This is a genomic window from Pseudoxanthomonas suwonensis (genome assembly GCF_010093235.1).
GTDB lineage: Bacteria > Pseudomonadota > Gammaproteobacteria > Xanthomonadales > Xanthomonadaceae > Pseudoxanthomonas > Pseudoxanthomonas suwonensis.
In genome coordinates this window covers 79,945-106,165 of the sequence record NZ_PDWP01000012.1, presented here as the reverse complement: position 1 = coordinate 106,165, position 26,221 = coordinate 79,945, and the positions used below count along the sequence as shown (strand labels likewise).

Here is a 26,221-nt window from a genome sequence, read left to right as displayed (position 1 = left end):
CGCGGGCACCCGCGGCGCCCGCGGCCGGAGCACACATCGCCCCCGCACCCGTGGGACCAGCCCCCGGGGGCGCTGATGCAACCCCCAGGCCGCGGGCCAATCCGGAGGGGCATACCAGGGAGGCGGGCAACCGCGCGATGCCCGCCACCCGCGAGCCCGCCGCGAAGGGGGCCGACCCCACCGCCAATGCAGCGGAGAGCACCGCCGCCAGGGCGCGCGAGGCTGCTGCCGACGCCCGCACCGACAACGACTGACCCGGAAGGGCCGGCTGCAGCCCGCAGCCGGCCCTTCGTGCTGCGCCGCCAGAAGGCGGCAAGGACGCCGTGGCTTATCCTCCCGGCACGCCTAACCGACGATTCCCATGCCCGTCCTCCGCAGCCAGATCGATACCCGCTCCCCCGGATTCCGCGAAAACGAAGCCCACCACCGGCAACTGGCCGATGAACTGCACCGGCGCCTGCAACGGGCCGCCGAGGGTGGTGGCGAGAAGGCCCGCCAGCGCCACGTCGAACGCGGCAAGCTGCCGGTCCGCGAACGCATCGATGCCCTGCTCGACCCGGGCTCGCCCTTCCTGGAAATCGCCCCGCTGGCGGCCGAGGAGATGTACGACGGCGCCGCGCCGGCCGCCGGCATGGTCTGCGGCATCGGCCGGGTGATGGGCCAGGAAGTGGTCATCGTCGCCAACGACGCGACGGTCAAGGGCGGTACCTACTTCCCGATGACGGTGAAGAAGCACCTGCGCGCGCAGGAGATCGCGCGCGAGAACAACCTGCCCTGCGTCTACCTGGTCGATTCCGGCGGCGCCTTCCTGCCGCTGCAGGACGAGGTGTTCCCGGATCGCGAGCACTTCGGCCGGATCTTCTACAACCAGGCGCGGATGAGCGCCGACAACATCCCGCAGATCGCGGTGGTGATGGGCAGCTGCACGGCCGGTGGCGCCTACGTGCCGGCGATGTGCGACGAGAGCATCATCGTGCGCGAGCAGGGCACGATCTTCCTCGGCGGCCCGCCGCTGGTGAAGGCAGCCACCGGCGAGGTGGTCGATGCCGAGGCGCTGGGCGGCGCGGATGTCCACACCTCCATCTCCGGCGTGGCCGACCATTACGCCGAGGATGACCGCCACGCGCTGGAGATCGCGCGCGGCATCGTCGGCCACCTCAACCGCCGCAAACAGCCGCCCGTGGCGTTGCGCGAGCCGCGCGAGCCGCTGTACCCGGCCGAGGAGCTCTACGGCCTGGTGCCGAAGGACACGCGCCGCCCGTTCGACATCCGCGAGGTGATCGCGCGCATCGTCGACGGCAGCGAGCTGGACGAGTTCAAGGCGCGCTACGGCAAGACCCTGGTCACCGGCTTCGCCCACGTGCACGGCTGCCCGGTGGGCATCATCGCCAACAACGGCATCCTGTTCGGCGAGAGCGCGCTCAAGGGCGCGCATTTCATCGAGCTGTGCAACCAGCGCGGCATCCCGCTGGTGTTCCTGCAGAACATCACCGGCTTCATGGTCGGTCGCAAGTACGAGAACGCGGGGATCGCCAAGGACGGGGCGAAGATGGTCACCGCCGTGGCCTGCTCGTCGGTGCCCAAGTTCACCGTGGTCATTGGCGGCAGCTTCGGCGCCGGCAACTACGCCATGTGCGGTCGCGCCTACGGCGCCCGCTTCCTGTGGATGTGGCCGAACGCGCGCATCAGCGTGATGGGCGGCGAGCAGGCCGCCAGCGTGCTGGCCACCGTGCGCCGCGACGCGATCGAGGCTGGCGGGGGGCAGTGGAGCGCCGAGGAGGAAGAGGCGTTCAAGGCGCCGGTGCGCGAGCAGTACGAGCACCAGGGCAGCCCCTGGTACGCCACCGCGCGTCTGTGGGACGACGGCATCATCGATCCGGCCGACACCCGCCGCGTGCTGGGCCTGGGCCTGTCGGCCTCGCTCAATGCACCGATCGAGCCGGCACGCTTCGGCGTGTTCCGCATGTAACCGGGAGGACACGCATGGCCGACGCACGCGTATTGCTGGTCACCGGCGCCAGTCGCGGCATCGGCGCGGCGACCTCGCTCCTTGCGGCTGCGCGCGGCTATACCGTCGTGCTGAACTACCGTCGCGATGCGGATGCCGCGCGGTCCGTGGTCCAAGCCATCCAGGCCGGAGGCGGCAACGCGCTGGCGCTGCAGGCCGATGTCTCCGATCCGGCGCAGGTGGCCGCGCTGTTCGAACGCATCGACGCCCGCCTCGGCCGGCTCGATGCGCTGGTCAACAACGCCGGTGTGCTCGAGACCCAGATGCGCCTGGAAGACCTGGACCCGGCCCGGGTCCAGCGCATTTTCGCCACCAACCTGCTTGGCCCCCTGCTCTGCTGCCAGCAGGCGGTGCGGCGCATGTCGACCCGCCATGGCGGTCGCGGCGGCGCCATCGTCCACGTCTCCTCGGTGGCCGCACTGACCGGCTCGCCCGGCGAGTACGTGGACTACGCCGCATCCAAGGGCGCGCTCGATACCCTGACCCGCGGGCTGGCACAGGAAGTGGCGCAGGAAGGCATCCGGGTCAACGGCGTGCGCCCCGGTTTCATCTACACCGGCATGCATGCCGACGGCGGGGAGCCGGGCCGGGTCGACCGGGTCAAGGCCATGGTGCCGATGCGCCGCGGCGGCCAGGCCAGCGAAGTGGCCGAGGCCATCCTCTGGCTGCTGTCCGACCAGGCCTCCTACACGACCGGCGGTTTCATCGACGTGGCCGGCGGCCGCTGAGCGGGCGTGAGGGGCCGCACAGTTCTGCTATGGTCGGCGGCGCTTTCCTGGAGGGGATCCCGCTGCATGCACCACCGACTGTCGTTCCGGCGCCTGGCCGCCACCCTGCCCCTGGCCCTTGCCATGACCGCCTGCACCGCGGGCAGTACCGAAGCCCCCGCCACGCCTGCGGTCGCCGCTTCCGTCGCGCCGGCTCCCGTGGACAGCCAGGCCGGCGCCGTGGATTCGGGCCAGTATCGCGACCTGTTCGCCGAGGCCGGCTATGAGGCCGCGGCCGTGGAAGCGAAGATCCAGGCCGCATTCGCGCAGCTGTTCCACGGCGACCCGGGCAACCAGACTGTCTACTACCCGTCGGGCAGCAACGAGCACGGCCCCAAGGCCTACATCCATGACGTCAACAGCAACGACGTGCGTTCGGAGGGCATGTCCTACGGGATGATGATCGCGGTGCAGCTGGACCGTAAGGCCGAGTTCGACGCGATCTGGAACTGGGCCATGACCCACATGTACCACGCCGACCCGAAGCATCCGGCGCACGGCTACTTCGCCTGGTCGGTGCGCACCGATGGCACCGCGATCGACGAGATGCCCGCGCCCGACGGCGAGGAGTACTTCATCACCGCGCTGTACTTCGCCTCGGCGCGCTGGGGCGACGGCGAGGGCATCTACGACTACCGCGCCTGGGCCGACCGCATCCTCACCGACGTCCTGCATCGCGAGGCGATCACCGGTCCAACCTCGACCGCAAAGAAGGCCACCGCGATCAACCTGTTCGACAAGGACGCGAAGATGGTCCGCTTCACCCCGGACCTGGGGAACTCGGCGCATACCGACGCCTCCTACCACCTGCCCGCGTTCTACGAGGTCTGGGCGCGGGTGGGGCCGGAAGCCGACCGCGCGTTCTGGCGCGAGGCGGCGCGGGTCAGCCGCGACTACTTCGTGCGCGCGACCCACCCGGAGACGGGCCTGACGCCCGACTACGGCAACTTCGACGGCACGCCGTGGGCCGCGCCGTGGCGCGCCGAATCGGCCGACTTCCGCTACGACGCCTGGCGCACCGCCATGAACTGGTCGATGGACTGGTCGTGGTGGCGCGCCGATCCGCGCCAGGTCGAGCTGAGCAACCGCCTGCAGGGCTTCTTCCTGCGACAGGGCCTGGACCGCTACGTCAGCCTGTACACGCTGGACGGCAAGCCGCTGGGCGGCGGCCAGACCACTGGCCTGGTATCGATGAACGCGACCGCCTCGCTGGCGGCCGACCATCCGCGCAGCCTGGAGTTCGTGCGCGAGCTGTGGAAGCAGCCGGTGCCCGAAGGCCACCACCGCTACTACGACGGCATGCTCTACATGATGGCCCTGCTCCACTGCAGTGGCCGCTACAAGGCCTGGCTGCCGGAAGACACGGCGAACTGACCACCGGAAAACAGGAACGGGCGCCCAGGCGCCCGTTTTCTTTTGCAGCGTTGCTGGCCGCGCTCAGCGGCGCGGCGGCTCCGGGCCGCAGTTGTCGCAGCCGCCGCAGGCACCCCCGTTCCCGCTGGCCGGCGGCGCGACCATGCGTGCCACCCGGCGCATCCACGCCGGCCTGCCATCACGCACCAGCGGCGCGGCGATGGCGATGCGCACGCGACGCACGGTGCCGGGGAACTGGCGGCGCAGGAACATCCACAGCGCCAGCAGCACCACCAGAGCGACGACCACGTACTGCAGCCACAGCGGCATCGTGCGTCCTCCTCAGCCCGCGCCCAGGCGGATGGCGACCTGGTAGGTCAGCATCGAGGCCAGGTAGGCCAGGGCGAACAGGTAGCCGGCCGCGATGGCCATGGTCTTCCACGAGCCGGTCTCGCGCTTGATCGCCGCCCAGGTCGCGATGCACTGCGGCGCGTAGATGAACCACACCAGCAGGGCCAGGCCCGTGGCCAGCGACCAGCCGTCGGAGATCAGCGGGGTCAGCGCCTGCGCCGCGGCCTCGTCGTCGGCCGCCGACAGCGCATACACCGTGGCCAGCGAGGACACCGCCACCTCGCGCGCGGCCAGGCCCGGGATCAGGGCGATGCAGATCTGCCAGTTGAAGCCCAGCGGCGCGAACACCACCGACAGCGCATGGCCGATGCGGCCGGCCAGGCTGTAGTCGATCGCCGGCATGGTCGCGTCGACCGGGGCCGCCGGGAAGTTCAGCAGCACCCACAGCAGCACGGTCAGGGCGAAGATGATGCCGCCCACGCGCTTGAGGAAGATCACCGCGCGCTCCCACAGGCCGATGGCCAGGTCGCGCGGGTTGGGCAGGCGGTAGGACGGCAGCTCCAGCAGCAGCGGATGCTCGCCCTTGTCGCGACGCCACTTCTTCATCACGAACGACACCGCCAGCGCGCTGAGGATGCCGGCGATGTACAGGCCGAACAGCACCAGGCCCTGCAGGTTGAACCCGCCCCAGACCTCGCGCGACGGAATGAACGCACCGATCAGCAGGGCGTACACGGGCAGCCGCGCCGAACAGGTCATCAACGGCGCGACCAGGATCGTGGTGAGGCGGTCGCGCGGATCCTGGATGCTGCGGGTGGCCATGATCCCGGGGATGGCGCAGGCGAAGGACGACAGCAGCGGGATGAAGGAACGCCCGGACAGGCCGGCGCCGGCCATCATCCGGTCCAGCAGGAAGGCCGCGCGCGGCAGGTAGCCGGACTCCTCCAGGGCCAGGATGAAGGCGAACAGCACCAGGATCTGCGGCAGGAACACGATCACCCCGCCGAGGCCGGCGATGATGCCGTCCACCACCAGGCTGGCCAGCGGTCCCTCGCTCATGCGCGCGCCGACCCACTCGCCCAGCGCACCGGCGCCGGCGTCGATCAGGTCCATCACCGGCGTGGCCCAGGCGTACACCGCCTGGAAGATCAGGAACATCACCACGGCCAGGGTCAGCAGGCCGAAGACCGGATGCAGCAGCCAGCGGTCCAGGGCATCGTCGATCTTCGCGGTGCGCTCCGGCATCGACACGGTCGCCGCCAGCAGGCGCCGGGTCTCGGCGTGCAGGTCGGCGTCCTCGGCCAGCTGCGCCGCCGGAGGTTGCGGATGGGCGGCAGTGCGGTCGATCAGCTCGAGCAGCTCGCGCGCGCCGTTGCGGCGCACGGCCACGGTCTCGACCACCGGCACGCCCAGCTCGCGCTCCAGCGCCTCGCGGTCGATCACGACGCCGCGGCGCTGGGCCGCATCGCTCATGTTCAGCGCCACCACCATCGGCCGGCCCATCTGCCGCACCTCGAGCACGAAACGCAGGTGCAGACGCAGGTTGGTGGCGTCGACCACGCACACCAGCATGTCCGGCGCCGGCTCGCCCGGGTAGAAACCGCGGCACAGGTCGCGGGTGATCGCCTCGTCCAGGCTGGCCGGGTTGAGGCTGTAGGCGCCGGGCAGGTCCAGCACCGCGTAGCTGCGCCCGGACGGGGTGACCAGGCGGCCTTCCTTGCGCTCGACGGTCACGCCGGCGTAGTTGGCCACCTTCTGCCGGCTGCCGGTGAGCTGGTTGAACAGTGCCGTTTTGCCGCAGTTGGGATTGCCCAGCAGCGCCAGGCGCAGGCTCGCTTCCTGGACGCTCATGCCGCCTCCGCGCCCGCCGAGACCTCCACCCGGACCCGCGCGGCTTCCTCGCGGCGCAGGGCGAACCGGGTATAGCCGACCTGCACCAGCAGCGGCTCCCCGCCCACCGGACCGCGCGCGACCACCTGCACCGGCTCGCCGGCCACGAAGCCAAGTTCGCGCAGGCGGCGGGCAATGGCGTCGTTCGGGTGGCGATCCTCGACCGAGGTGACTGCGACCGGGGTGCGCAGCGGCAGATCTGACAGCAGCACGATGGCTCCAGACAATCAAGAATTGTTCTCAATTGTAGCCCATCAGCGGCAGGTGAAGGTTTCCCGCGGGCCGGTACGCCGCGCTGCGTCATGGCCCCGCCCGGGCTGACCGTTATCATCCGAAACGGTTTTCCCCCGGAGCCATCATGGCCGAACCGCTGCTGATCCAACCGGCCGGCCCCGTGCTGCGCCTGCGCCTGAACCGGCCCCACCTGCACAACGCCTTCGATGCCGGGCTGATCGCGGCGCTGACGGCCGCGCTGGAGCGCGCTGGCGCCGACCCGGCCGTGCGCCTGGTGGTGCTGGAGGGCGAAGGCGCCTCGTTCTCGGCGGGCGCGGACCTGAACTGGATGCGCGGCATGGCCGCCGCCAGCGAGCAGGAGAACCGCGAAGACGCCCTGGCCCTTGCCCGCCTGATGCGTACCCTGGACGAACTGCCCCGCCCCACCCCGGCCCGCGTGCACGGCCCGGCGTTCGGTGGTGGCGTCGGCCTGGTGGCCTGCTGCGATATCGCCATTGGCACCCCCAGGGCGCGCTTCGGCCTGACCGAAAGCCGCCTGGGCCTGCTGCCGGCGGGGATCTCGCCCTACGTGGTCGCCGCCATCGGCCCGCGCCAGGCGCGGCGCTGGTTTGCCACCGCCGGGCATTTCGACGCGGAAGCCGCACTGCACATGGGCCTGCTGCATGCGGTCGTGCCCGAGGAAGAGCTTGATGCCGCCGTGCAGGCGCAGCTGGACCTGCTGCTCAAGGCCGGCCCGGTCGCCGCGGCCTCGGCCAAGCAGCTGGTGCGCCGGGTGATGGCCGGTGGCCCGGCCGAGGCGCTGGATGCCGACAACGCCGCGCTGATTGCCGCGCTGCGGGTTTCGCCCGAGGGCCAGGAAGGCCTGGCCGCGTTCCTCGGCAAGCGCGCACCGGCCTGGATCGACAGCAAGGATTGAGTTCCGCGCGCCGGCCGCCCGTGGCGCCGGCTTCGCGGAGTGACCGTGTTCCAACCGCGCGCACCGCGTCGCGGTTCCCACCTGGACCAGACATGCCCGCAAGCCCGATGTTCCAGCGCGTCCTGATCGCCAACCGCGGCGAGATCGCCTGCCGCGTTATCCGCACCTGCCGCAGGCTGGGCATCGAGACCGTCGCGGTGTACTCGGAGGCCGATGCCGGCGCCCTGCACGTGCGCCTGGCCGACCATGCCGTCTGCATTGGTGCCGCCGCCCCGAACGAGAGCTACCTGCGCGGCGAGGCGGTGATTGAGGCCGCGCTACGCTCGGGCGCCCAGGCCATCCATCCCGGCTACGGCTTCCTGTCCGAAAACGCCGGCTTCGCCGAGACGGTGGCTGCGGCGGACCTGGTGTTCATCGGTCCGCCGGCTTCGGCCATGCAGCGCATGGGCAGCAAGGCCGGCGCCAAGCAGCTGATGGCCGCCGCGGGCGTGCCGGTCGTGCCCGGCTACAACGGCGAGGACCAGTCGCCGGAAACGCTGTCCGCCGAGGCGCAACGCACCGGCTTCCCGCTGATGGTCAAGGCCGCGCACGGCGGCGGTGGCAAGGGCATGCGCGTGGTGCATCGCGCCGAGGACTTCGCCGCCGCGCTGGAAAGCTGCCAGCGCGAGGCGCGCAATGCCTTCGGACGCGACCGCGTGCTGCTGGAGCGTTACGTGCGCTCGCCGCGCCATATCGAGATCCAGGTGTTCGCCGACACCCACGGCCAGGTGATCCACCTCAACGAGCGCGAGTGCTCGGCCCAGCGCCGCTACCAGAAGGTGCTGGAGGAATCGCCGTCTCCGTTCCTGACGCCACGGCTGCGCGCGGCCATGGGCGAGGCCGCGGTCGCCGCGGCGCGCGCGATCGGCTACGTCAACGCCGGCACCGTGGAATTCATCGTCGATCCCGACGGCAACTTCTATTTCATGGAGATCAACACCCGGCTCCAGGTCGAGCATCCGGTCACCGAGATGGTCACCGGGCTGGACCTGGTCGAGTGGCAGCTGCGGGTCGCGGCGGGCGAGCCGCTGCCGCCCGCGCAGGCGCAGATCCCGCAGCAGGGCCATGCGATCGAAGTACGGCTGTATGCGGAGGATCCGGATTCGGGCTTCCTGCCGGCCTCGGGCACGCTGCGCACGCTCGCCCTGCCCTCGCCTTCGGAAAACGTGCGGATCGACGCCGGCGTCGAACAGGGCGATGCGGTGAGCGTGTTCTACGACCCGATGATCGCCAAGCTGATCGTCCACGACGTCGACCGCCCCAGCGCGCTGGCCACGCTGCGCGCGGCGCTGGCCGAATGCCATGTCGCGGGGCTGAAGACCAATATCGGCTTCCTCGAGGCGCTGGCACGGCATCCGGCGGTGGTCGAGGGCCGGATCGACACCGGCTACCTGGACCGGCACCTGGACGAGTTCCTGCATGGCGACGCAGCCGCGACCCATGCCGACCTCGCCATCGCCGCCGCCGCTTTCCTGCTGCGTGCGCAGCAGGCCGAGGCAGCGCAGGCGGCTGCCAGCAACGATCCGCACTCGCCCTGGGCGCTGGCCGATGGCTGGCGCATGCATGGCCGCGCGGCGCGCCACCTGCGCCTGCGCTGCGGCGAGGCCGTGCACGAGGTACTGGCACGCGGCCATGGCGGCGACTGGCGGCTGACCGTCGATGGCCAGCAGCACGCCATCAGCGGCGCACGCATGCACGACGGGAGGCTGGAACTGCTGCTGGACGGAGCGGGCCGTCGCGCACGCGCCCGCTTCGATGGCGACACCCTGGAACTGCACGACGGCCACCGCCGCCTGCAGCTGCAGCGCCTGGCCAGCGAGCGCGCCGGTGCCGACGAAGGCGGCGGCGACGGCCAGGTTCGCGCGCCCATGCCCGGGCGCGTGGTAGTCGTGCGGGTGGGACATGGCCAGCAGGTCGAGGCCGGCACCGAACTGCTGGTGATGGAGGCGATGAAGATGGAGCTGTCGGTCAAGGCGCCGCGCGCCGGCATCGTGTCCGCGCTGCGCGCGGCGGCCGGCGACTTCGTCGAGGCCGAAGCGGTGCTTGCCGTGGTCGATGACGCGGGGGCCGCATGAGCGACTTCGTGCGCATCGTCGAGGTGGCCCCGCGCGACGGACTGCAGAACGAGTCCGCGATGGTCGCCACCGCGGACAAGATCGCACTGGTGGACCGGCTCTCGGCCACCGGCCTGCGCAGCGTCGAGGCCACCAGCTTCGTCAGCCCGAAGTGGGTGCCGCAGCTGGCCGACGCGGCCGAGGTGATGGCCGGGATCCAGCGTCGACCCGGAATCGCCTACCCGGTGCTGGTGCCCAACCTGCAGGGCTATGAACGCGCGCGCGCCGCGGGCGCGGACGACGTGGCGGTGTTCACCGCCGCCTCGGAAGCCTTCAACCGCAGGAACATCAACGCCTCGATCGACGAGTCGATCGAGCGCTTCATGCCGGTGCTCAAGCGTGCCCGCGCCGACGGCGTGCGCGTGCGCGGCTATGTCTCCACCGTGCTCGGCTGCCCCTACCAGGGCGAGGTGCCGCTGGCCGACGTGGTCCGCGTGGCCCGGCGCCTGCACGCGCTGGGCTGCTACGAGATCTCGCTGGGCGACACCATCGGCGTAGGCACCCCGCGCAAGGCGAAGGAAATGCTGCTGGCGGTGGCCGCCGAGGTACCGATGCAGGCGCTGGCAGTACATTTCCATGACACCTGGGGCCAGGCCCTGGCCAATATCGCCGCCTGCGTGGAAGCCGGCGTGCGCGTGGCCGATGCCGCGGTCGCCGGCACCGGTGGCTGTCCCTATGCGCGTGGCGCCAGTGGCAACGTGTCCACCGAGGACCTGGTGTACATGCTGCATGGCATGGGGCTGGAAACCGGAGTGGATCTGGAGGCGCTGGCGGAGACGGGGCGCTGGCTGGCCGCGCTGCTGGGCCGCCCGACGGGCAGCAAGGTGGGAAAGGCGCTGGCGCGGGAGTAATACCTGGCCGTAGCCCGGATAAGGCCGAAGGCCGCATCCGGGGCGGGCCGGCGAACAGCCACCACCGCGATCAGCCGCCGTATCGGCTCGCCAATCCTCTCCCCTACCCATTGTTCCGCAGCGAGAGCGGGACCCCGGGTGCGCTTCGCTTACCCGGGCTACGCAGGCCGCGTGGCATGGGGCTGGAGACCGGCGTGGATCTGGAGGCGCTGGCGGAGACGGGGCGCTGGCTGGCCGCGCTGCTGGGCCGCCCGACGGGCAGCAAGGTGGGAAAGGCGCTGGCGGGAGTAATACTGGCCGTAGCCCGGATAAGGCCGAAGGCCGCATCCGGGGCCGGCGAACAGGCACCACCGCGATCAGTCGCCGTATCGGCTTGCCAATCCTCTCCCCTACCCATTGTTCCGCAGCGAGAGCGGGACCCCGGGTGCGCTTCGCTTACCCGGGCTACGCAGGCCGCGTGGCATGGGGCTGGAAACCGGCGTGGATCTGGAGGCGCTGGCGGAGACGGGGCGCTGGCTGGCCGCGCTGCTGGGCCGCCCGACGGGCAGCAAGGTGGGAAAGGCGCTGGCGCGGGAGTAATACCTGGCCGTAGCCCGGAAAGGCCAAAGGCCGCATCCGGGGCCGGCGAACAGGCACCACCGCGATCAGCCGCCGTATCGGCTCGCCAATCCTCTCCCCTACCCATTGTTCCGCAGCGAGAGCGGACCCCGGGTGCGCTTCGCTTACCCGGGCTACACAGGCTGCAGCGGCGCGGTGCGCTTTGATTGTCCGGGCTACGCGCCGGTCGAGGCCTGCGGGCCCTGGAGCCGGGATTCCCAGCTTTCGGTCTGGCCCTGTTCCAGGCGGCGCTCGAAGGTGCGCTGCCACGAGGGCACGAGCGGCAGCGTCAGCGCCGCACGCAGTTCGTCCTGGTCCAGGGTGCGGCGGTAAAGCAGGTCCATCAGCCGCGGCAGCGGCCAGTCCGCATGCGGGCGTTCGAGCAGCACGAGGTCGTCGCCGGCCTGCACCTGGCCCGTTTCGATGACCCGGTAGTACCAGCCACTGCGACCGCTGTCCTGCACGCGGCGGGCCATGTCGGGCACGCCGAAGCGGTCGGAGAGCTTCCAGCACGGCTGCCGGCCCTGGGCCATCTCGACCACGGCCGTACCGAGGCGCAGGCGGTCGCCGAGGCAGATGTCGGCTTCGGTGACGCCGGTGGTGCTGATGTTCTCGCCGAAGGCGCCGGGCTGCCCAAGCAGTGGATGCGCGCCGATCTCCGCGGCCCAGGCCGCATAGTGGTCGCGGGCGTAATGGTGGATGGCCTTGTCGGGCCCGCCGTGCACGCGGCGGTCGCCCTGCTCGTCGCCTTCCAGGCCTTCGGGACCGACCGTGACCGGTCCCTGGCGTGGCTGCTTGGCGATGGCGCTACGGCTGCCCGCCCGCGTATAGGGCAAGGCCGTGCCGGTGAGCACGGCCTCGATGCGGGCAATAACCTGCGCGCTCACGGGCCCACCACCGCGGCCAGGCGACGGCGATGGGCGCGTGCCACGGGCATCAGGCCGCCGCGGGAAGCGCGGCGATCTCGGCCTTGAGCAGCTCGCCCAGGACCTTGATGCCGTGGTCGATCTTCTCCGCCGGAACCGTCACGAAGGACAGGCGCAGGGTGTTGCGGCGCGGCTCGACGGCGTAGAACGGCGCGCCCGGCACGAAGGCCACGTTGCGCTCGATCGCCTTGGCCAGCAGCGCGCTGGTGTCGAGGCCTTCCGGCAGTTCGACCCAGATGAACATGCCGCCTTCCGGACGGTTCCAGCGCGCTTCCTTCGGGAACTCGCGCTCCAGCGCGGCCAGCATGTGCTCGCACTGGGCGCCATACAGGGTGCGGATCGACGGAATGTGGCGGTCGATGAAGCCGTCCTGCACCGCCTCGTACACGATGCGCTGCGAGAACGACGGGGGGTGCAGGTCGGCGGCCTGCTTGGCCTGGACCATCTTGCCGAGGATCTCCTCCGGCGCGACCACGTAGCCCAGGCGCAGGCCCGGGGCCAGCACCTTGGAGAACGAGCCCATGTAGATCACGCCATCGGGGTTCATCGACAGCAAGCTCGGCAGCGCCTCGCCACCGTAGGACAGCTCGCCGTACGGGTCGTCCTCGACCAGCGGCACGCCGGCCCTGGCGGCCAGCTCGACCAGGGCCTTGCGGCGCTCCAGCGGCATGCGCCGGCCGGTCGGGTTCTGGAAGTTCGGCAGGCAGTACAGGAAGCGCGCGCCTTCCATGTCGGCCGGCGTGATCCGGTCGGTGACGATGCCCTGGGCGTCGCTGGGCAGGGAGGCGAACTCCGGCGCGAACAGCGAGAAGGCCTGCAGAGCACCGAGGTAGCTCGGGGTTTCGACCAGGACCTTGCTGCCCTCGTCGATCAGGACCTTGCCCAGCAGGTCCAGGCCCTGCTGCGAGCCGGTGGTGATCAGCACGCGCGAGGCCGGGATCTTCGCGCCATTGCGGCTCAGGCGCTCGGCGACCCATTCGCGCAGCGGGGTGAAGCCCTCGGTCGGGCCGTACTGCAGCGCCGCGTGCGGGGCGTCGCGCAGAACCTTCTCGGTGGCTTCGCGCATGCGCTCGACCGGGAAGGTCGCCGGAGACGGCAGGCCGCCAGCGAAGGAAATGACTTCGGGACGCTCGGTGACCTTGAGGATCTCGCGGATCGCGGAGCTGGTGAGGGCCCGGGCGCGCCCGGACAGCGTGAATTGGGTCGTCATGGAGCCTAGTCTACCGGGATGCATGGGCCGGCCCAATGATGCGCCGCAGCGCGGCACTGCCGCCACCGGTTCTTCACGACGGACGGTCGCATGCTTGGACCCGGAGGGGTATGCGCCCCGATGCGAGCACACAGGAGGCAGGCATGTCGTTCCGCCAGTTCCCCGCCACCGGCAACGATGGCAATTCCTACGTGATCATCGAGTTCCACGACGAGAAGCCCGGCCCGGATGGCCGGCCGACGCTGCGCTACGAGCTGCCCGACGGCCAGCGCCTGGTCCGCAGGGACAAGCAGTTCAGCAACGAGGACGGCAGCCTGGTCCTGACCGCGGACTGAGCCCCCAGGGCCGGTCCAGCACCCGGCCCAGGCCGCCGTGGTCGATCGCGTCGGCCGCCGAGCGCAGCCGGTCGACGTCGGCACCGGCATCGAAGCCGATGCGGAAGTGGACCTCGCCGGCCGGGGTGCGCGAGGAGTGGATCGAGGTCAGGTTGATGCCGTGCTCCTCGAACACGTGCAGCAGCGCACGCAGCGAGCCTGGCCGGTCCTCCGGCAGGTGCACGCTCAGGCGCCGGGTCTCGGTGAGGTCGGCCAGCAGGTAGCCGATCCGTTCGAAGGTGTAGCTGCCCTCTTCCAGCGCGGCCTCGCCCCAGGCGGCGCGGTTGCCGGCCAGGTAGTGCTCGCGGAACTCCGCGCGGGCCTGCTCGTCGCCGCGCGCGACCAGCGCCTGCAGCCGCGAGATCTCGTCCGACAGCCGCGACAGCACCTCCACGGCGTGCGGGTTGCCGAACTGGATGTCCTCGTACACCTGCGGGTTGAGCGCGAGGATGCGCGCAGTGACTGCCGCATCCATCTCGAAGCCGACCGAACGGTACGGCATCAGCTCCGCAGGACCGCCCAGCTCGCCGGCGAAGCTGCGCAGCACGCCGGCCTGGCCGAGGTGGGCCGCGTGCACCATCGCCTGCACCAGGGCCATGACCCGGTCGTGGTGCGCGGGCGTGGTACGGACGTACTCGCCCTCCAGCGCCTGCAGCAGACCGTCGACCCAGCCGCGCCAGGCATCCAGCCTTTCCTCGCAGACCACCACCACGCGACCGCGCAGGGTCGGGGTCTTCAGCGGCGCGGTCATCGGGTGCAGGCCCACCACCTCGGCGCGCGAGGCGAGCATGGCCGCCACCGGCGCCTGCTTGATCGAGGTGATGTCCAGCCACAGCCGGCCCCGCTCGCGCCCGGCCGAGCGCTCGACGTACTCGCCGATCAGGCGGGCCGCGCTCTGGATGGGCACCGAGAACACCAGCACGTCGGCTTCGGCTAGCAGGCGCCCGGAAGGCTCGCTGGCCGGATCGGCCGGATCATGTCCCAGCACCCGCAGTCCCATGCGGTCCTCGAAGAAGCGGCGCAGCCAGCGGCCATAGGCCCCTGCACTGCCCACCACGCCCACGACCGGATGGGTCGGCACCGCCATCCCGCTCAAAGTTCCACCGCCGGGAAACGGGCCGGGGCCGCAGCCAGGGCCGCCGCCGGGGCCGCCTGCACGTCGAGCTCCTCCCAGCCATTGGCGAGGGTCGACTCCAGGGTCGCATGCACGCCGGCCACCGCGCGCTCGGCCGCACGGTGTGGCGGCTCCCCACGCAGCAGGAAGGTGGCCATCAGCGCGGTAAGCACGTCGCCGGTCCCGGCCACGTCCACGAACAGGCGCGGCGAGCGGAGGCGCCCGGCGCGGTCGCGGCCGACCAGCCGGGGGACCCGGTCGGCGGCCTCGTCGTCGTCCTCGCCCCCCACGCTGTGCGCGAGCACCCACTCGGGGCCGCGCTGCAGCAGCGAGCGGGCAGCCTGCAGCGCGTCGGGCTCGAGCAGGGCCGGCCTGCCGGCCAGCCGTTCGAGCTCGAAGGCATTGGGCGTGACCATCCATGCCAACGGCAGCAGGCGGCGCACGAACACCTCCTCCAGGCCCGGCTCCACGTAGGCGCCGGTATGGGTGTCGCCGATCACCGGGTCCAGCAGGTAGCGCGGCGCCGTGCCGGCGGCATGGTTGCGCTCGAGCCAGTCGGCGAAGGCCTCGCCATTGGCGACGCTGCCGAAGTAGCCGGAGGTCGCCATCGGCGCGCGCGCGGTCACCCCGCGCTCGTCCAGGCCCAGCAGCAGGTCGGCCAGCCAGTCGGCCGGCAGGACGCGGCCGCGCAGGGTGTCGTAGAAGGGGGTGTTGCTGAACAGCGTGGTGGGCACTTCGGCCACGCGCACGCCCAGCATGCGCAACACCGGCACCGCGGCGCTGTTGCCGGCATAGCCGTAGGCCAGCTGGGACTGCACGGACACCAGGTCCACCGGCGAGGGGCCCTGCGGGCGGTTGCGACGCTCGTGGACGAGGTGGCTTTCCAGTTCGCTCATGCCGGCTGCATTGGTGGATGTGCGGCGCATGCTAGCGCGTGCGTTGGCCCATCCGTGCGCAGCGTTTCAGCAGCAACGGAAATATGCTGATTCCGGCAGGTTTTCCGCCGGACACGACAGACATGGGCCCGCGAGGCGGGCCCATGGGATATTGATGCGCGTGAAACCGGAGCGCCGTATGGCGCCGCGGCTCAGGATGAGGTCATCCGTCCCCAGAACGACTTGACGCCGTCCAGGAAGGTGGCCGAACGCGGCGAATGCCGGCGTCCTTCCTCGCCACGGAAAGTGGCCTCGAACTTCTCCAGCAGTTCGCGCTGCTCGGCGGTGAGGTTGACCGGGGTCTCGACCACCACGCGGCAGTACAGGTCGCCCGGCGCGCGGCTGCGCACCGAGCGCACGCCCTTGCCGCGCAGGCGGAAGGTCTTGCCGGTCTGGGTCTCGGCCGGGATCCGGATCTCGGCCTCGCCACCGAGCGTCGGCACGTTGACCACGTCGCCGAGGGCGGCCTGCGAAATGCGGATCGGCACCTCGCAGTGCAGGTCGTCGCCGTCGCGGGTGAAGATCGCATGCTCGCGCACGCGCACTTCCACGTAGAGGTCGCCTGGCGGGGTGCCCGGCGGACCGGCCTCGCCCTCGCCGGTCAGGCGGATGCGGTCACCGCTGTCCACGCCTGCGGGAATCTTGACCGAAAGGACCTTCTCGTCCTCGATGCGGCCGGCGCCGTGGCACTTGCGGCAGGGGTTGCGCACCACCTGGCCACGCCCGCCGCAGTCCGGGCAGGCCTGCTGCATGGCGAAGATGCCGCGCTGGAAGCGGACCTGGCCATGCCCGCGGCAGGTGCCGCAGGTCTCGACCTGGCCGTCCTCCGAGCCGCTGCCCTTGCAGGCCTCGCACTCGGACAGGGTCGGGATCTCGATGCGCTTCTCGACGCCGGCGACCGCCTCCTCCAGGTCCAGCTCCATGACGTAGCCGATGTCCGCGCCGCGCCGTGCGCCGCGTCCACCACCGCCGCCGAAGATGGTCCCGAAGATGTCGCCGAAGATGTCGTTCATGTCCGGCGCCGGGCCGCCACCGCCGCCCATGCCGTGCTCGAACGCGGCATGGCCATGGGCGTCGTAGGCGCGGCGCTTGCCGGCATCGGACAGGACCTCGTAGGCCTCCTTGCACTCCTTGAACGCGGCCTCCGCGGCGGCATCGCCCGGATTGCGGTCCGGGTGGTACTTCATCGCGCAGCGGCGATAGGCCTTCTTCAGCTCTTCGTCGCTGGCGGTGCGGGACACGCCGAGGACTTCGTAGTAGTCGCGTTTCATTGAAAGGCCGGGATTGGAGATTCGGGATTGGGGAATCGGGAAGGAACGGGGGCGGGAGCCGCAAAGAGAGGAAGAGCGGGATGAAGCCCGCTCTTCCAATCACGAATCCCGAATCACGAATCCCGGCTCTTGTCGTCCTTGACCTCGGTGAACTCGGCGTCGACCACGTCGTCCTGGGCCGTGCCGCCCGGAGCCGGGCCGCCGGCCGCGCCGGCATCGCCCTGGCCGGCGGCCGCGGCCGCCGCGTACAGCGACTGCCCGGCCTCTTCCAGCGCCTTGGCCTTGGCCTCGATCTGGCCCTTGTCGTCGCCCTTGAGCGCGGTCTCCAGGTCGGCGATGGCCGACTCGACCCGGCCGATCACGTCGCCCGGCACCTTGCTGCCGTGCTCGGTGATGGCGCTGCGGGTGGCGTGGATCAGGCCGTCGGCCTGGTTCCGGGCCTGGACCAGCTCCTGGAACTTCTTGTCCTCCTCGCGGTGCGCCTCGGCGTCGGCCACCATCCGCTGGATCTCCTCCTCGGACAGGCCCGAGCCGGCCTTGATCTCGACCTTCTGCTCCTTGCCGGTCTTCTTGTCCTTGGCCGACACATGCAGGATGCCGTTGGCGTCGATGTCGAAGGACACCTCGATCTGCGGCATGCCGCGCGGCGCCGGCTCGATGCCGGTCAGGTCGAACTTGGCCAGCGACTTGTTGTAGCGGGCCTGCTCGCGCTCGCCCTGCAGCACGTGCACGGTCACGGCCGACTGGTTGTCCTCGGCGGTGGAGAACACCTGCGAGGCCTTGGTCGGGATCGTGGTGTTCTTCTCGATGATCTTGGTCATCACCCCGCCCAGGGTCTCGATGCCCAGGCTCAGCGGGGTGACGTCCAGCAGCAGCACGTCCTTGACGTCGCCGGCCAGCACGCCGCCCTGGATCGCGGCGCCCAGCGCCACGGCCTCGTCGGGGTTGACGTCCTTGCGCGGCTCCTTGCCGAAGAACTCGGCCACGGCCTGCTGCACCTTGGGCATGCGGGTCTGGCCGCCGACCAGGATCACCTCGCCGATGTCCGAGGCGCGCAGGCCGGCGTCCTTCAGCGCGATGCGGCAGGGCTCGATCGAGCGCTTGATCAGGTCCTCGACCAGCGCCTCGAGCTTGGCCCGGGTCAGCTTGATGGCCAGGTGCTTCGGGCCGGAGGCGTCGGCGGTGATGTACGGCAGGTTGACCTCGGTCTGCTGCGCGCTGGACAGCTCGATCTTGGCGCGCTCGGCCGCGTCCTTCAGGCGCTGCAGGGCCAGCGGATCCTTGCGCAGGTCGATGCCCTGGTCCTTCTGGAACTCCTCGACCAGGTAGTCGATGACGCGCGAGTCGAAGTCCTCGCCGCCGAGGAAGGTGTCGCCGTTGGTGGCCAGCACCTCGAACTGCTTCTCGCCGTCGATCTCGGCGATCTCGATGATCGAAACGTCGAAGGTGCCGCCGCCCAGGTCGTAGACCACGATCTTGCGGTCGCCGCCGGCCTTGTCCAGGCCGTAGGCCAGGGCGGCCGCGGTCGGCTCGTTGATGATGCGCTTGACGTCCAGGCCGGCGATGCGGCCGGCGTCCTTGGTCGCCTGGCGCTGGCTGTCGTTGAAGTACGCCGGGACGGTGATCACCGCCTCGGTGACCGTCTCGCCCAGGAAGGCCTCGGCGGTCTTCTTCATCTTCTCCAGCACCTTGGCCGAGATCTCCTGCGGGGCCATCTTGCGGCCCTCGCTGGTCTCGACCCAGGCGTCGCCGTTGTCGTGCTGGCGGATCGCGTACGGGACCAGGCCCAGGTCCTTCTGGACCTCGGCGTCGGTGAACTTGCGGCCGATCAGGCGCTTGACGGCGTAGAAGGTGTTCTTCGGGTTGGTGACGGCCTGGCGCTTGGCCGGCGCGCCGACCAGCACTTCGCCGTCCTTGGTGTAGGCGACGACCGACGGGGTGGTGCGATCACCCTCGGCGTTCTCGATCACGCGGGCCTTGCCGCCTTCCATGATCGCAACGCACGAGTTGGTCGTGCCCAGGTCGATGCCGATGATCTTGCTCATTGCTTGGGTGCTCCCTCGAATATGGGTGGCCGGTGCTGCCGTGGCCATTGATCGCTAGATAGGGGTGGGCCGACGCCATTCAAGTAGGCGCATTCAGCCGATCGTTCAGTCGTGGCGGGCCACCACCACCAGCGCCGGCCGCAGCAGGCGCTCGTTGAGGAGGTAGCCCTTCTGGAAGACCTGCACCACCGTGCCCGGGGCGGCATCGCCCGGATCGGCCTGGCTGATGGCCTGGTGGTGTTCGGGGTTGAACGGCTGGCCGGCCGGATCGACCACGACCAGGCCGTTGTCGGTGGCGACCTTCAGCAGCTGGCGCTTGGTCAGCTCCAGGCCCTCGCGCAGGGGGTTGCCCTCCCCCGTCCCGGCCGCGGCCAGGCCGGCATCCAGGCTGTCCAGCACCGGCAGCAGCTCGCCCAGCAGCTTCTCGTTGGCGAAGCGGCGCGCCTGCTCGATGTCCCGGGCCACGCGCCGGCGCTGGTTCTCCAGGTCGGCCCGTTCGCGCAGGGAATCCATGCGCAGCTGCTCGATCTCGCTGCGCAGGGCTTCGATCTCCCCGCGCAGCTGGGCCTCGATGCCGGCCTCGGCGTCCTGCGGCTGGGTGGACTGGATGTCGTTCTCGGTCATTGCAAATCGGCTCCGTGGCGGCGCTCCCGGCCGCCCATCCACGCCCCAATGGGGGCCGGCCCGGGTCGATTCAAGGCTGCGACGTGCTGCCGGAGCCCTGCAGCGCCGCGCCGAGCACGTCGGCGGCCGCCTGGACCACCGGGATGACCCGGTCGTAGGCCATGCGCGTGGGTCCGATCACCCCCAGCACGCCCAGCACCTGGCCGCCGCGGCCGTAGGGGGCGGTGACCAGCGAGACCCCGTCCAGCGGGGCCAGGCCGGTCTCCTCGCCGATGAAGATGCGTACGCCCGGCGCGCGCTGGGTCCGCTCCAGCAGCTGCAGGATCTCCCGCTTGCGGGCGAAGGCCTCGAACAGCTCGCGCAGGCGCTCCAGGTCCGACAGGTCCTGCAGCCCCATCAACCGGGTCTGTCCCGCCAGCACCATGTCGTCGCCCGGGGGCTCCAGCGCCTGTTCGGCCAGCTCCACCGAATGGGCCAGCAGCTGCTCCATCTCGTCCCGGGCCTGGCGCAGCTCGTGCACCAGGGTGGCGCGGATGTGCGCCAGCGAGCGCCCGGCGAAATGGGTATTGAGGTAGTTGGCGACCCGCTCCAGCTCGTCCGTGCCGAAGCTCCGCTGCGGCTCGACCACCCGGTTCTGCACCTCGCCGTCGGCGAACACCACGATGGCCAGGATCCGGCGTCCGTCCAGCGGCACGAAGTCGATCTGGCGGAAAGCGAACTGGCTGCGCCGCGGCGCGCTGACCACCCCGACGAAATGGGTCATGGCCGACAGCAGCTCCGAGGCGTTGCCCAGCAGGGCCTGGGTCCCGGCGCCGGCGGTCAGCTCGGTGCGCAGGCGGGCCAGCTCGTGCTCGCCCAGCGAACGGACCTGCAGCAGGCTGTCGACGAACACGCGGTAGCCCTGGGCGGTCGGCACCCGGCCGGCCGAGGTATGCGGCGAGCTCAGCAGGCCGATCTCCTCCAGCTCGGCCAGGATGTTGCGGATCGTGGCCGGGCTGACGTCCAGTCCCGAATGCCGGGCCAGGGTCTGCGAGCCGACCGGCTCGCCATCGCGGATGTAGCGGCCGATCAGGGTCCGCAGCAGCTGGCGGGCGCGCGGGTCGAGCTGGACCTGGTGGGCTGGGGACGGGGTTGCCATGTCCAATAGATAGCGCCTGCCCCGGCGCAGCCGCAAGCAAGCCGGGGCGGTGCCGTCTCAACCCGCGCGACGGCGGGCGGCGAGCATCGCGCCGGTATCGGCCACCCCTACAATGTGCGCATGCTCACCCATCTCGCCCTGAAGGATTTCGCCGTCGTCCGCGCCACGGAACTGGAGTTCGGACCCGGCATGACCGTGATCTCCGGCGAAACCGGCGCCGGCAAGTCGTTGCTGGTAGACGCGCTGGGCTTCCTGTCCGGCCTGCGCGCCGACAGCGGCGTGGTCCGCCATGGCAGCGAGCGCGCCGAACTGGCCGCCGGCTTCGACCTGGCCGGCAACGCCGCCGCCCGCCAGTGGCTGCGCGAACAGGAGCTGGACGAGGACGACGAGCAGTGCCAGCTGCGCCGGGGGATCCGCGCCGAGGGCGGCTCCCGCGCCTGGATCAATGGCCGCCCGGTGACCCTGGCCCAGCTGGCCGAGCTGGCCGGGCTGCTGGTGGAGATCCACGGCCAGCACGAACACCAGTCCCTGCTCTCGCGCGCCAGCCAGCTGGCGCTGCTGGACGCCCATGCCCGCAACGAGGCCGAGCGCGCCACCGTGCGCGAGGCCGCCGCCGCCTGGCAGGCACTGCTGGATGAGCGCCAGGCCCTGCAGTCGCGTGGTGACGTCGGCGACCGCATCGGCTGGCTGGAGCACCAGCTGGCCGAGCTGGAACGCGAGGACCTGGACCCTGCGGCGCTCGAGGCCCTGGACCAGGCCCACCGTCGCCAGGCCAACGCCGCCGGGCTGATCGCTGCCTGCGAGGAGGCCCTGGCCCGGATCGACGGCGACGAAGGCCCTTCCCTCACCGGCCTGCTGCAGCAGGCGCGTAGTGGCCTGGCCCGGGCGACCGGCGACGAACCGCGCCTGGGCGAGGTCGACACCCTGCTGGAGGGTGCCGCCGTCCAGCTCGAGGAAGCGCTTGCCCTGCTCGGCCGGATCCGCGACGACCTGGACCTGGATCCTGACCGCTTCGAGGAACTGGAACGCCGCCTGGGCCGGATCCACGACCTGGCGCGCAAGCACCGCCTGCCGGCCACGGAACTGGCCGCGCACCGCGATGCCATCGCCGCCGAACTGGAGACGCTGCGCGGCGCCGGCGACCGCCTGCTGCAGCTGGACGCCGAGATCGCCCGCGCTTCGGAACGCTGGACCGAGGCCGCCGCGGCGCTCACCGCCACCCGCCGCGCCGCCGGCGAGGCGCTGGCCTCCGCCACCACCGCCCTGATCGACGAGCTGGGCATGGGTGGGGGTCGCTTCCTGGTCGAACTGGAGCCGGTGGCCGGTGCCGGCAGCCGGCCCGACCCGAACGGCGCCGAACGGGTCGAGTTCCTGGTCGCGGCCAATGCCGGCCAGCCACCGCGGCCGCTGCGCAAGGTCGCCTCCGGCGGCGAACTGTCGCGCATCTCCCTGGCGATCGAAGTGGCCGCGCTGGGCTCGGATGCGGTGCCGACCATGGTGTTCGACGAGGTCGATTCGGGCATCGGCGGCGCGGTGGCGGAGATCGTCGGCCGCAAGCTGCGCGCCCTGGGCCGCTCGCGCCAGGTGCTCTGCGTGACCCACCAGCCGCAGGTCGCCGCCCAGGGCCATGCCCACTACCGCGTGAGCAAGGCCCCGGTGGAAGGCATCACCCGCAGCTCGGTCGAGCGCCTGGACGGCGAAGGGCGGCTGGGCGAGGTCGCGCGCATGCTCGGTGGCGTCGAGGTCGGCCCGGAAGCCTTCGCCGCGGCGCGACGCCTGCTCGAGGAAGCGGTGGCCGCCGACGCGGCCGCGGCGAACGGGCCCGCCCCGAAGCGAGGCGCGCGCCAGCGCGTCGAAGCCGCCGGCTGAAGCCTGGCGGCCACGGGAAACGGAAACGGCGCCGCGAGGCGCCGTTCTTCCTTCCAGGGGCGCCGCGGCTCAGCGCCGCGGCTTGCGCACGTACAGCACGAGCGAGTGGTCCTCCAGCTCGTAGCCGTGCCTGGCGGCGATCTCGCGCTGCAGCTGCTCGATCTCCGCGCTCTCGAACTCGATGATCTTGCCGGTGTCCAGGTCGACCATATGGTCGTGGTGGTCGCCGCGGTCCAGCTCGTAGATAGCCTGCCCGCCCTCGAAGTTGTGCTTGATCACCAGGCCAGCGGCCTCGAACTGGGTCAGCACGCGGTACACGGTGGCCAGCCCGATCTCGTCGCCCTGGTCCAGCAGGCGGCGGTAGATGTCCTCGGCGGTCAGGTGGTGCTGGGGCTGTTTCTCCTCCAATAGCTCGAGGATGCGCACGCGCGGATGGGTCACTTTCAGGCCGACGCGGCGAAGTTCATTGGATTCCATGCCCTAGCTCCATTCACTACCGGTTTACCGCCGGCGGGCCGACAGGGGGCCGTTCGGCGTGCCGGGAGTGTATCATCGGCCCACTTTCCACCCCCGCGTACACGCAATGCAAAGCCTGTCCCGCCTGCTGCTGATCGCCCCCGTCTCGCTGGCACTCGCCGGTTGCGGAATCCTGTACAAGCAGCCGATCTACCAGGGCAACCTGATGGAGAAGGAAGCGGTCGACCAGCTGCGTCCGGGCCTGAGCAAGCAGCAGGTCGCCGGCCTGCTCGGCACCCCGTCGCTTGCCGATCCGTTCCACGCCCAGCGCTGGGACTACGCGGCCAGCGAGCGCACCAACCGCCAGGGGGACGTGGAGATCAAGGTCCTGACCCTGCACTTCGAGAACGACACCCTCGTGCGCTGGGAAGGCGAGTACTTCCCGGAGCAGGACCTGGAGCTGGCCCGCAAGTCGATGCGCCAGTTCGGTCCGAACCAGCCGCGCAACAAGGACAAGCGCAGCCGCTGAGGCTCAGCGGCCGGTGCGCTGGGCGCCCGCGCGGCGCCGGCGCGCTTCCTTCGGATCGACCTGCAGCGGCCTGAGCAGCTCCACCCGGTCGCCGTCCCGCAGCCGGCTCTCCGGCTGCACCGCCACGCCGAACCCCGCATGGCCGGCCACCTCCCCTGCGTGGCCCAGGGCCGCAGCGCGCACTGCGTCGGCCACGGTCGCCCCCGCCTCCAGTTCCAGCTCGCGCCGCTCGAAGCGGTGCGGCCAGGCGATGACGACCTCCACCCGCATCCTCAGGCCTCGCGGTCGGCCACGCGCACGAAATCGTCGACCATGCGGTCGGCCAGTCCCTGGAAGCCGATTGCGAACACCGGTCCCAGCAGGCGCGAGGCCGGCTCGAACTCCAGGGTCAGGGTCACCTTGCAGGAGGCCTCGTCCAGGGCATGGAAGGTCCAGACCCCGTGCAGCTTGCGGAACGGCCCGTCGCGCAGCTGCATGTCGATCCGGCCTGGCCGCTCCAGCCGGTTCTCGGTGGTGAACCAGGTGCGAAGCGAGCCCAGGCCCAGGTCCAGGCGGGCGACCATGCGGTCCTCGCCCTGCTCCAGGACCTGCGCCTGCTCGCACCACGAGAAACGCCGCGGATACGCGGCGACGTCGTTGACCAGGTCGAACATGCGGGTCGCCGTATGGTCGACCAGGGCACTGCGCGTGATGCTTGGCATTTAACCGGGGGCGTCTGCGGCCGCCCGATTTGGGCGACAATGGAAGGATGAGCAAGAAAGCGCCCAATGATAAGGCAAAGGCCAAATCCAAGGCCGGGTCTGGCGACCGCACCATCGCGCTGAACAAGCGCGCCCGCTTCGAGTACCACCTGGTCGAACGCTTCGAGGCCGGAATCGAGCTGCAGGGCTGGGAGGTCAAGGCGATCCGCGCCGGCCGGGCCAACCTCACCGATGGCTATGCCTACGTGCAGGACGGCGAAATCTACCTGATCGGCGCCCAGATCACCCCGCTGATCCAGGCCTCGACCCACGTGGTGGCCAACGACCGCCGCACCCGCAAGCTGCTGCTGCACCGGCACGAGATCGACAAGCTGATCGGGCGGGTCGAGCGCGACGGCTACACCATCGTGCCGACCGCGATGTACTGGAGCGGCAACAAGGTCAAGCTCGAGATCGCCCTGGCCAAGGGCAAGAAGGAGCACGACAAGCGCGATACCGCGCGCGACCGCGACTGGCAGCGCGAGAAGCAGCGCGTCATGCGCAGGAACAACAAGGACGCCTGAGCCTCGCGGCAGGCACATGCCAGTCCCCGGGCAAGGACGACCTTCCGGCCTTGCCCAGCAGCCCTCCCGGTCCCGATTGACGAAGCGCGGGCCGTGCACCTGCCCCGCCTCGACGCCCGGCACGCATCATCCCGCGCGGCTCTGCACCATCCTCGCCCGCGGATAACCCGCTACATCCCATCCATTGCCGTGCCGCCGGGGCGGCACATCGATCCCACATCCCTGGCGTCCACCACGACCTGTACGGCCGCTCGCGGACCGCCGCGTCGCCGATGCAGGCATCGGGCAAGCGTGGCCCCGCACACGGCCACGCATTCGGACCGTGGCGGGCCGTGCCTGCCTATGCTCCCGGCTGCAGCTTCTCGGCGATGAAATCGAGGAACAGCCGCATCCGCTGCGGCAGGTGCGCGCGCGACGCATAGACCGCGTAGAGGTTGATCCGGTCGCATTCGAACGCTTCCAGGGGGCGGACCAGGCGTCCCGACCTGATGCCGTCCTCGACGTCCCACAGGGCCTTGTACGCGACGGCGCGTCCGGCCACCGCCCATTCGTGTACGACCTCGGCGCTGTTGGAAAGCAATGTCCCGCTGACGCGCAGCTCGCGCGGCTGGCCATCCTCGTTGTAGAGCCAGCGATCGAAGATGCGGCGGCCGCGAACCAGGCGCGCGCAATCGTGCTCCAGCAGATCCGCCGGCTTCCTGATCGGCGCATGGCTTTCCAGGTAAGCGGGCGATGCGACAGTCACGCGCTGGCTGCGGATCAGGGTGCGCGTGACCAGGTTGCCGTCGCTGGGCAGGTCGAGCACCAGCCCGATATCGATCTCCTTCTCGACGATATCGAGCTTGGCGTCGTCCAGGAACAGCTCGATGCTGATCTCCGGATGCCGTGCCGTGAATTCCGCCACCAGCGGCGCGATGCGGTTCCTGCCGATCTCCAGCGGCGCGCAGATGCGCATGTGTCCACGCGGGCGCCTGGCGCGCGCGCTGAGTTCGGCCTCGGTGGTGTCGAGCTCGAGCAGGATCGATTCGGCGCGTTCCAGCAGGAAGCTGCCTTCCTCGGTAAGCGTGAAGCGGCGAGGCCCGCGCTCGATCAGGCGTACCCCCAGGCGCCCCTCCATCGCCGCCAGCCGGCGACTGACCACCGGAAGGGAGCTTTGCAGGCGCCTGGCGGCTTCCGAGAGGCTGCCGGCTGCGGCGATGCGCACGAACAGCCTGAGGTCGCCAAAGGTGTCGGACACGCGCCAGCCTTCCATTTTCCGGAAGACTATCTTCCTCTTTCCGCCCCTACAAGGACCCGGAACCGGCCACAACAATTGCGCCAGATTCAATTGACAGACTGGACGCTTG

At 70.7% G+C, this 26,221-nt stretch carries 25 protein-coding genes and 1 pseudogene; 11 read left to right on the top strand and 15 right to left on the bottom strand.

Going from position 1 to position 26,221, the window contains the following annotated elements; genetic code table 11:
• Positions 1 to 361 precede the first annotated feature (361 nt).
• The 3 genes from CSC68_RS07690 to CSC68_RS07680 all read left to right on the top strand — a co-directional run bounded on the left by CSC68_RS07690 (position 362) and on the right by CSC68_RS07680 (position 4,149).
• Complete coding sequence (locus CSC68_RS07690; RefSeq protein WP_162202979.1) at positions 362 to 1,969, top strand: carboxyl transferase domain-containing protein; 1,608 nt, start codon at positions 362 to 364, stop codon at positions 1,967 to 1,969.
• A 14-nt stretch (positions 1,970 to 1,983) separates the two neighbouring features.
• Entirely contained in the window at positions 1,984 to 2,736 is a 753-nt protein-coding gene (locus CSC68_RS07685; protein ID WP_162202978.1) for an SDR family oxidoreductase, read from the top strand.
• A 66-nt stretch (positions 2,737 to 2,802) separates the two neighbouring features.
• A complete protein-coding gene (locus tag CSC68_RS07680) occupies positions 2,803 to 4,149 on the top strand; it encodes a family 8 glycosyl hydrolase (protein WP_162202977.1) in 1,347 nt (448 codons plus the stop codon).
• Between the two features lie 63 nt (positions 4,150 to 4,212).
• Here the strand turns inward: CSC68_RS07680 and CSC68_RS07675 are convergent, their stop codons facing one another.
• The 3 genes from CSC68_RS07675 to CSC68_RS07665 are packed head-to-tail and all read right to left on the bottom strand — an operon-like array spanning position 4,213 to position 6,581.
• A complete protein-coding gene (locus CSC68_RS07675; RefSeq protein WP_162202976.1) occupies positions 4,213 to 4,458 on the bottom strand; it encodes a DUF6587 family protein in 246 nt (81 codons plus the stop codon).
• Between the two features lie 12 nt (positions 4,459 to 4,470).
• Complete coding sequence (gene feoB / locus CSC68_RS07670) at positions 4,471 to 6,330, bottom strand: ferrous iron transporter B (protein ID WP_162202975.1); 1,860 nt, start codon at positions 6,328 to 6,330, stop codon at positions 4,471 to 4,473.
• A complete protein-coding gene (locus CSC68_RS07665) occupies positions 6,327 to 6,581 on the bottom strand; it encodes a FeoA family protein (RefSeq protein ID WP_013535315.1) in 255 nt (84 codons plus the stop codon). The genes feoB and CSC68_RS07665 overlap by 4 nt, the downstream gene beginning before the upstream one ends.
• Positions 6,582 to 6,727: 146 nt before the next feature.
• Here CSC68_RS07665 and CSC68_RS07660 point away from each other — a divergent pair, with 146 nt between their 5' ends.
• The 4 genes and pseudogenes from CSC68_RS07660 to CSC68_RS07640 form a co-directional block, all read left to right on the top strand.
• The gene (locus CSC68_RS07660) at positions 6,728 to 7,519 is read left to right on the top strand and encodes an enoyl-CoA hydratase-related protein (protein WP_162202974.1); all 792 of its coding nucleotides are present in this window, start codon (positions 6,728 to 6,730) and stop codon (positions 7,517 to 7,519) included.
• Positions 7,520 to 7,626: 107 nt separating this feature from the next.
• A complete protein-coding gene (locus tag CSC68_RS07655) occupies positions 7,627 to 9,633 on the top strand; it encodes an acetyl/propionyl/methylcrotonyl-CoA carboxylase subunit alpha (RefSeq protein WP_162202985.1) in 2,007 nt (668 codons plus the stop codon).
• Positions 9,630 to 10,523 carry a hydroxymethylglutaryl-CoA lyase gene (locus CSC68_RS07650; protein ID WP_162202973.1) on the top strand — a complete coding sequence of 298 codons (894 nt, stop codon included), beginning with the start codon at positions 9,630 to 9,632 and terminating at the stop codon, positions 10,521 to 10,523. Before CSC68_RS07655 ends, CSC68_RS07650 begins: the two co-directional genes overlap by 4 nt.
• Before the next feature lie 459 nt (positions 10,524 to 10,982).
• Positions 10,983 to 11,102, top strand: a pseudogene (locus CSC68_RS07640) (hydroxymethylglutaryl-CoA lyase); the annotation flags it as partial.
• 194 nt (positions 11,103 to 11,296) lie between these two features.
• Here the strand turns inward: CSC68_RS07640 and CSC68_RS07635 are convergent.
• Both CSC68_RS07635 and CSC68_RS07630 read right to left on the bottom strand, forming a co-directional pair.
• Entirely contained in the window at positions 11,297 to 12,007 is a 711-nt protein-coding gene (locus tag CSC68_RS07635) for an MOSC domain-containing protein (RefSeq protein ID WP_162202972.1), read from the bottom strand.
• A gap of 49 nt (positions 12,008 to 12,056) precedes the next feature.
• On the bottom strand, positions 12,057 to 13,256 hold the full coding sequence (locus CSC68_RS07630) for an aminotransferase-like domain-containing protein (RefSeq protein WP_162202970.1): 1,200 nt from the start codon (positions 13,254 to 13,256) through the stop codon (positions 12,057 to 12,059).
• Positions 13,257 to 13,399: 143 nt separating this feature from the next.
• Here CSC68_RS07630 and CSC68_RS07625 point away from each other — a divergent pair, with 143 nt between their 5' ends.
• Complete coding sequence (locus tag CSC68_RS07625) at positions 13,400 to 13,591, top strand: hypothetical protein (protein WP_162202968.1); 192 nt, start codon at positions 13,400 to 13,402, stop codon at positions 13,589 to 13,591.
• Here CSC68_RS07625 and CSC68_RS07620 read toward each other — a convergent pair.
• The 6 genes from CSC68_RS07620 to hrcA form a co-directional block, all read right to left on the bottom strand.
• Positions 13,551 to 14,726, bottom strand: coding sequence for a prephenate dehydrogenase (locus CSC68_RS07620; RefSeq protein WP_425501223.1), 1,176 nt, complete (start codon positions 14,724 to 14,726; stop codon positions 13,551 to 13,553). The two genes, CSC68_RS07625 and CSC68_RS07620, sit on opposite strands and share 41 nt — an antisense overlap.
• The gene (gene pdxY / locus CSC68_RS07615; protein ID WP_162202966.1) at positions 14,723 to 15,640 is read right to left on the bottom strand and encodes a pyridoxal kinase; all 918 of its coding nucleotides are present in this window, start codon (positions 15,638 to 15,640) and stop codon (positions 14,723 to 14,725) included. The genes CSC68_RS07620 and pdxY overlap by 4 nt, the downstream gene beginning before the upstream one ends.
• A 191-nt stretch (positions 15,641 to 15,831) precedes the next feature.
• Positions 15,832 to 16,950, bottom strand: a complete 1,119-nt coding sequence (dnaJ, locus tag CSC68_RS07610; protein WP_162202965.1) for a molecular chaperone DnaJ — start codon at positions 16,948 to 16,950, stop codon at positions 15,832 to 15,834.
• Between the two features lie 113 nt (positions 16,951 to 17,063).
• Complete coding sequence (dnaK, locus tag CSC68_RS07605) at positions 17,064 to 18,995, bottom strand: molecular chaperone DnaK (protein WP_162202963.1); 1,932 nt, start codon at positions 18,993 to 18,995, stop codon at positions 17,064 to 17,066.
• A gap of 105 nt (positions 18,996 to 19,100) precedes the next feature.
• The gene (gene grpE, locus CSC68_RS07600; protein ID WP_162202961.1) at positions 19,101 to 19,619 is read right to left on the bottom strand and encodes a nucleotide exchange factor GrpE; all 519 of its coding nucleotides are present in this window, start codon (positions 19,617 to 19,619) and stop codon (positions 19,101 to 19,103) included.
• 70 nt (positions 19,620 to 19,689) lie between these two features.
• Positions 19,690 to 20,757 carry a heat-inducible transcriptional repressor HrcA gene (gene hrcA, locus CSC68_RS07595; protein ID WP_162202960.1) on the bottom strand — a complete coding sequence of 356 codons (1,068 nt, stop codon included), beginning with the start codon at positions 20,755 to 20,757 and terminating at the stop codon, positions 19,690 to 19,692.
• 120 nt (positions 20,758 to 20,877) lie between these two features.
• Between hrcA and recN the strand changes: the two genes are divergently transcribed.
• Positions 20,878 to 22,626, top strand: coding sequence for a DNA repair protein RecN (gene recN, locus CSC68_RS07590; RefSeq protein WP_162202958.1), 1,749 nt, complete (start codon positions 20,878 to 20,880; stop codon positions 22,624 to 22,626).
• Between the two features lie 69 nt (positions 22,627 to 22,695).
• On the opposite strand, the gene fur is transcribed toward recN, so the two are convergent.
• Positions 22,696 to 23,103, bottom strand: coding sequence for a ferric iron uptake transcriptional regulator (gene fur / locus CSC68_RS07585; RefSeq protein ID WP_162202957.1), 408 nt, complete (start codon positions 23,101 to 23,103; stop codon positions 22,696 to 22,698).
• 115 nt (positions 23,104 to 23,218) lie between these two features.
• Between fur and CSC68_RS07580 the strand changes: the two genes are divergently transcribed.
• Positions 23,219 to 23,611 (top strand): outer membrane protein assembly factor BamE, encoded by a 393-nt coding sequence (locus CSC68_RS07580; RefSeq protein ID WP_211365708.1) that lies wholly within the window; start codon positions 23,219 to 23,221, stop codon positions 23,609 to 23,611.
• 3 nt (positions 23,612 to 23,614) lie between these two features.
• Here the strand turns inward: CSC68_RS07580 and CSC68_RS07575 are convergent, their stop codons facing one another.
• Together CSC68_RS07575 and CSC68_RS07570 are read right to left on the bottom strand one after the other, a co-directional pair.
• Positions 23,615 to 23,881 carry an RnfH family protein gene (locus CSC68_RS07575; RefSeq protein ID WP_162202953.1) on the bottom strand — a complete coding sequence of 89 codons (267 nt, stop codon included), beginning with the start codon at positions 23,879 to 23,881 and terminating at the stop codon, positions 23,615 to 23,617.
• A gap of 2 nt (positions 23,882 to 23,883) precedes the next feature.
• Positions 23,884 to 24,312: a type II toxin-antitoxin system RatA family toxin gene (locus CSC68_RS07570; protein ID WP_162202952.1), complete on the bottom strand. Its 429-nt coding sequence runs from the start codon at positions 24,310 to 24,312 to the stop codon at positions 23,884 to 23,886.
• Between the two features lie 47 nt (positions 24,313 to 24,359).
• Here CSC68_RS07570 and smpB point away from each other — a divergent pair, with 47 nt between their 5' ends.
• On the top strand, positions 24,360 to 24,875 hold the full coding sequence (gene smpB, locus CSC68_RS07565; RefSeq protein ID WP_162202950.1) for an SsrA-binding protein SmpB: 516 nt from the start codon (positions 24,360 to 24,362) through the stop codon (positions 24,873 to 24,875).
• Positions 24,876 to 25,215: 340 nt separating this feature from the next.
• Here the strand turns inward: smpB and CSC68_RS07560 are convergent, their stop codons facing one another.
• A complete protein-coding gene (locus CSC68_RS07560) occupies positions 25,216 to 26,112 on the bottom strand; it encodes a LysR family transcriptional regulator (RefSeq protein ID WP_170296341.1) in 897 nt (298 codons plus the stop codon).
• Between the last annotated feature and the right edge of the window lie 109 nt (positions 26,113 to 26,221).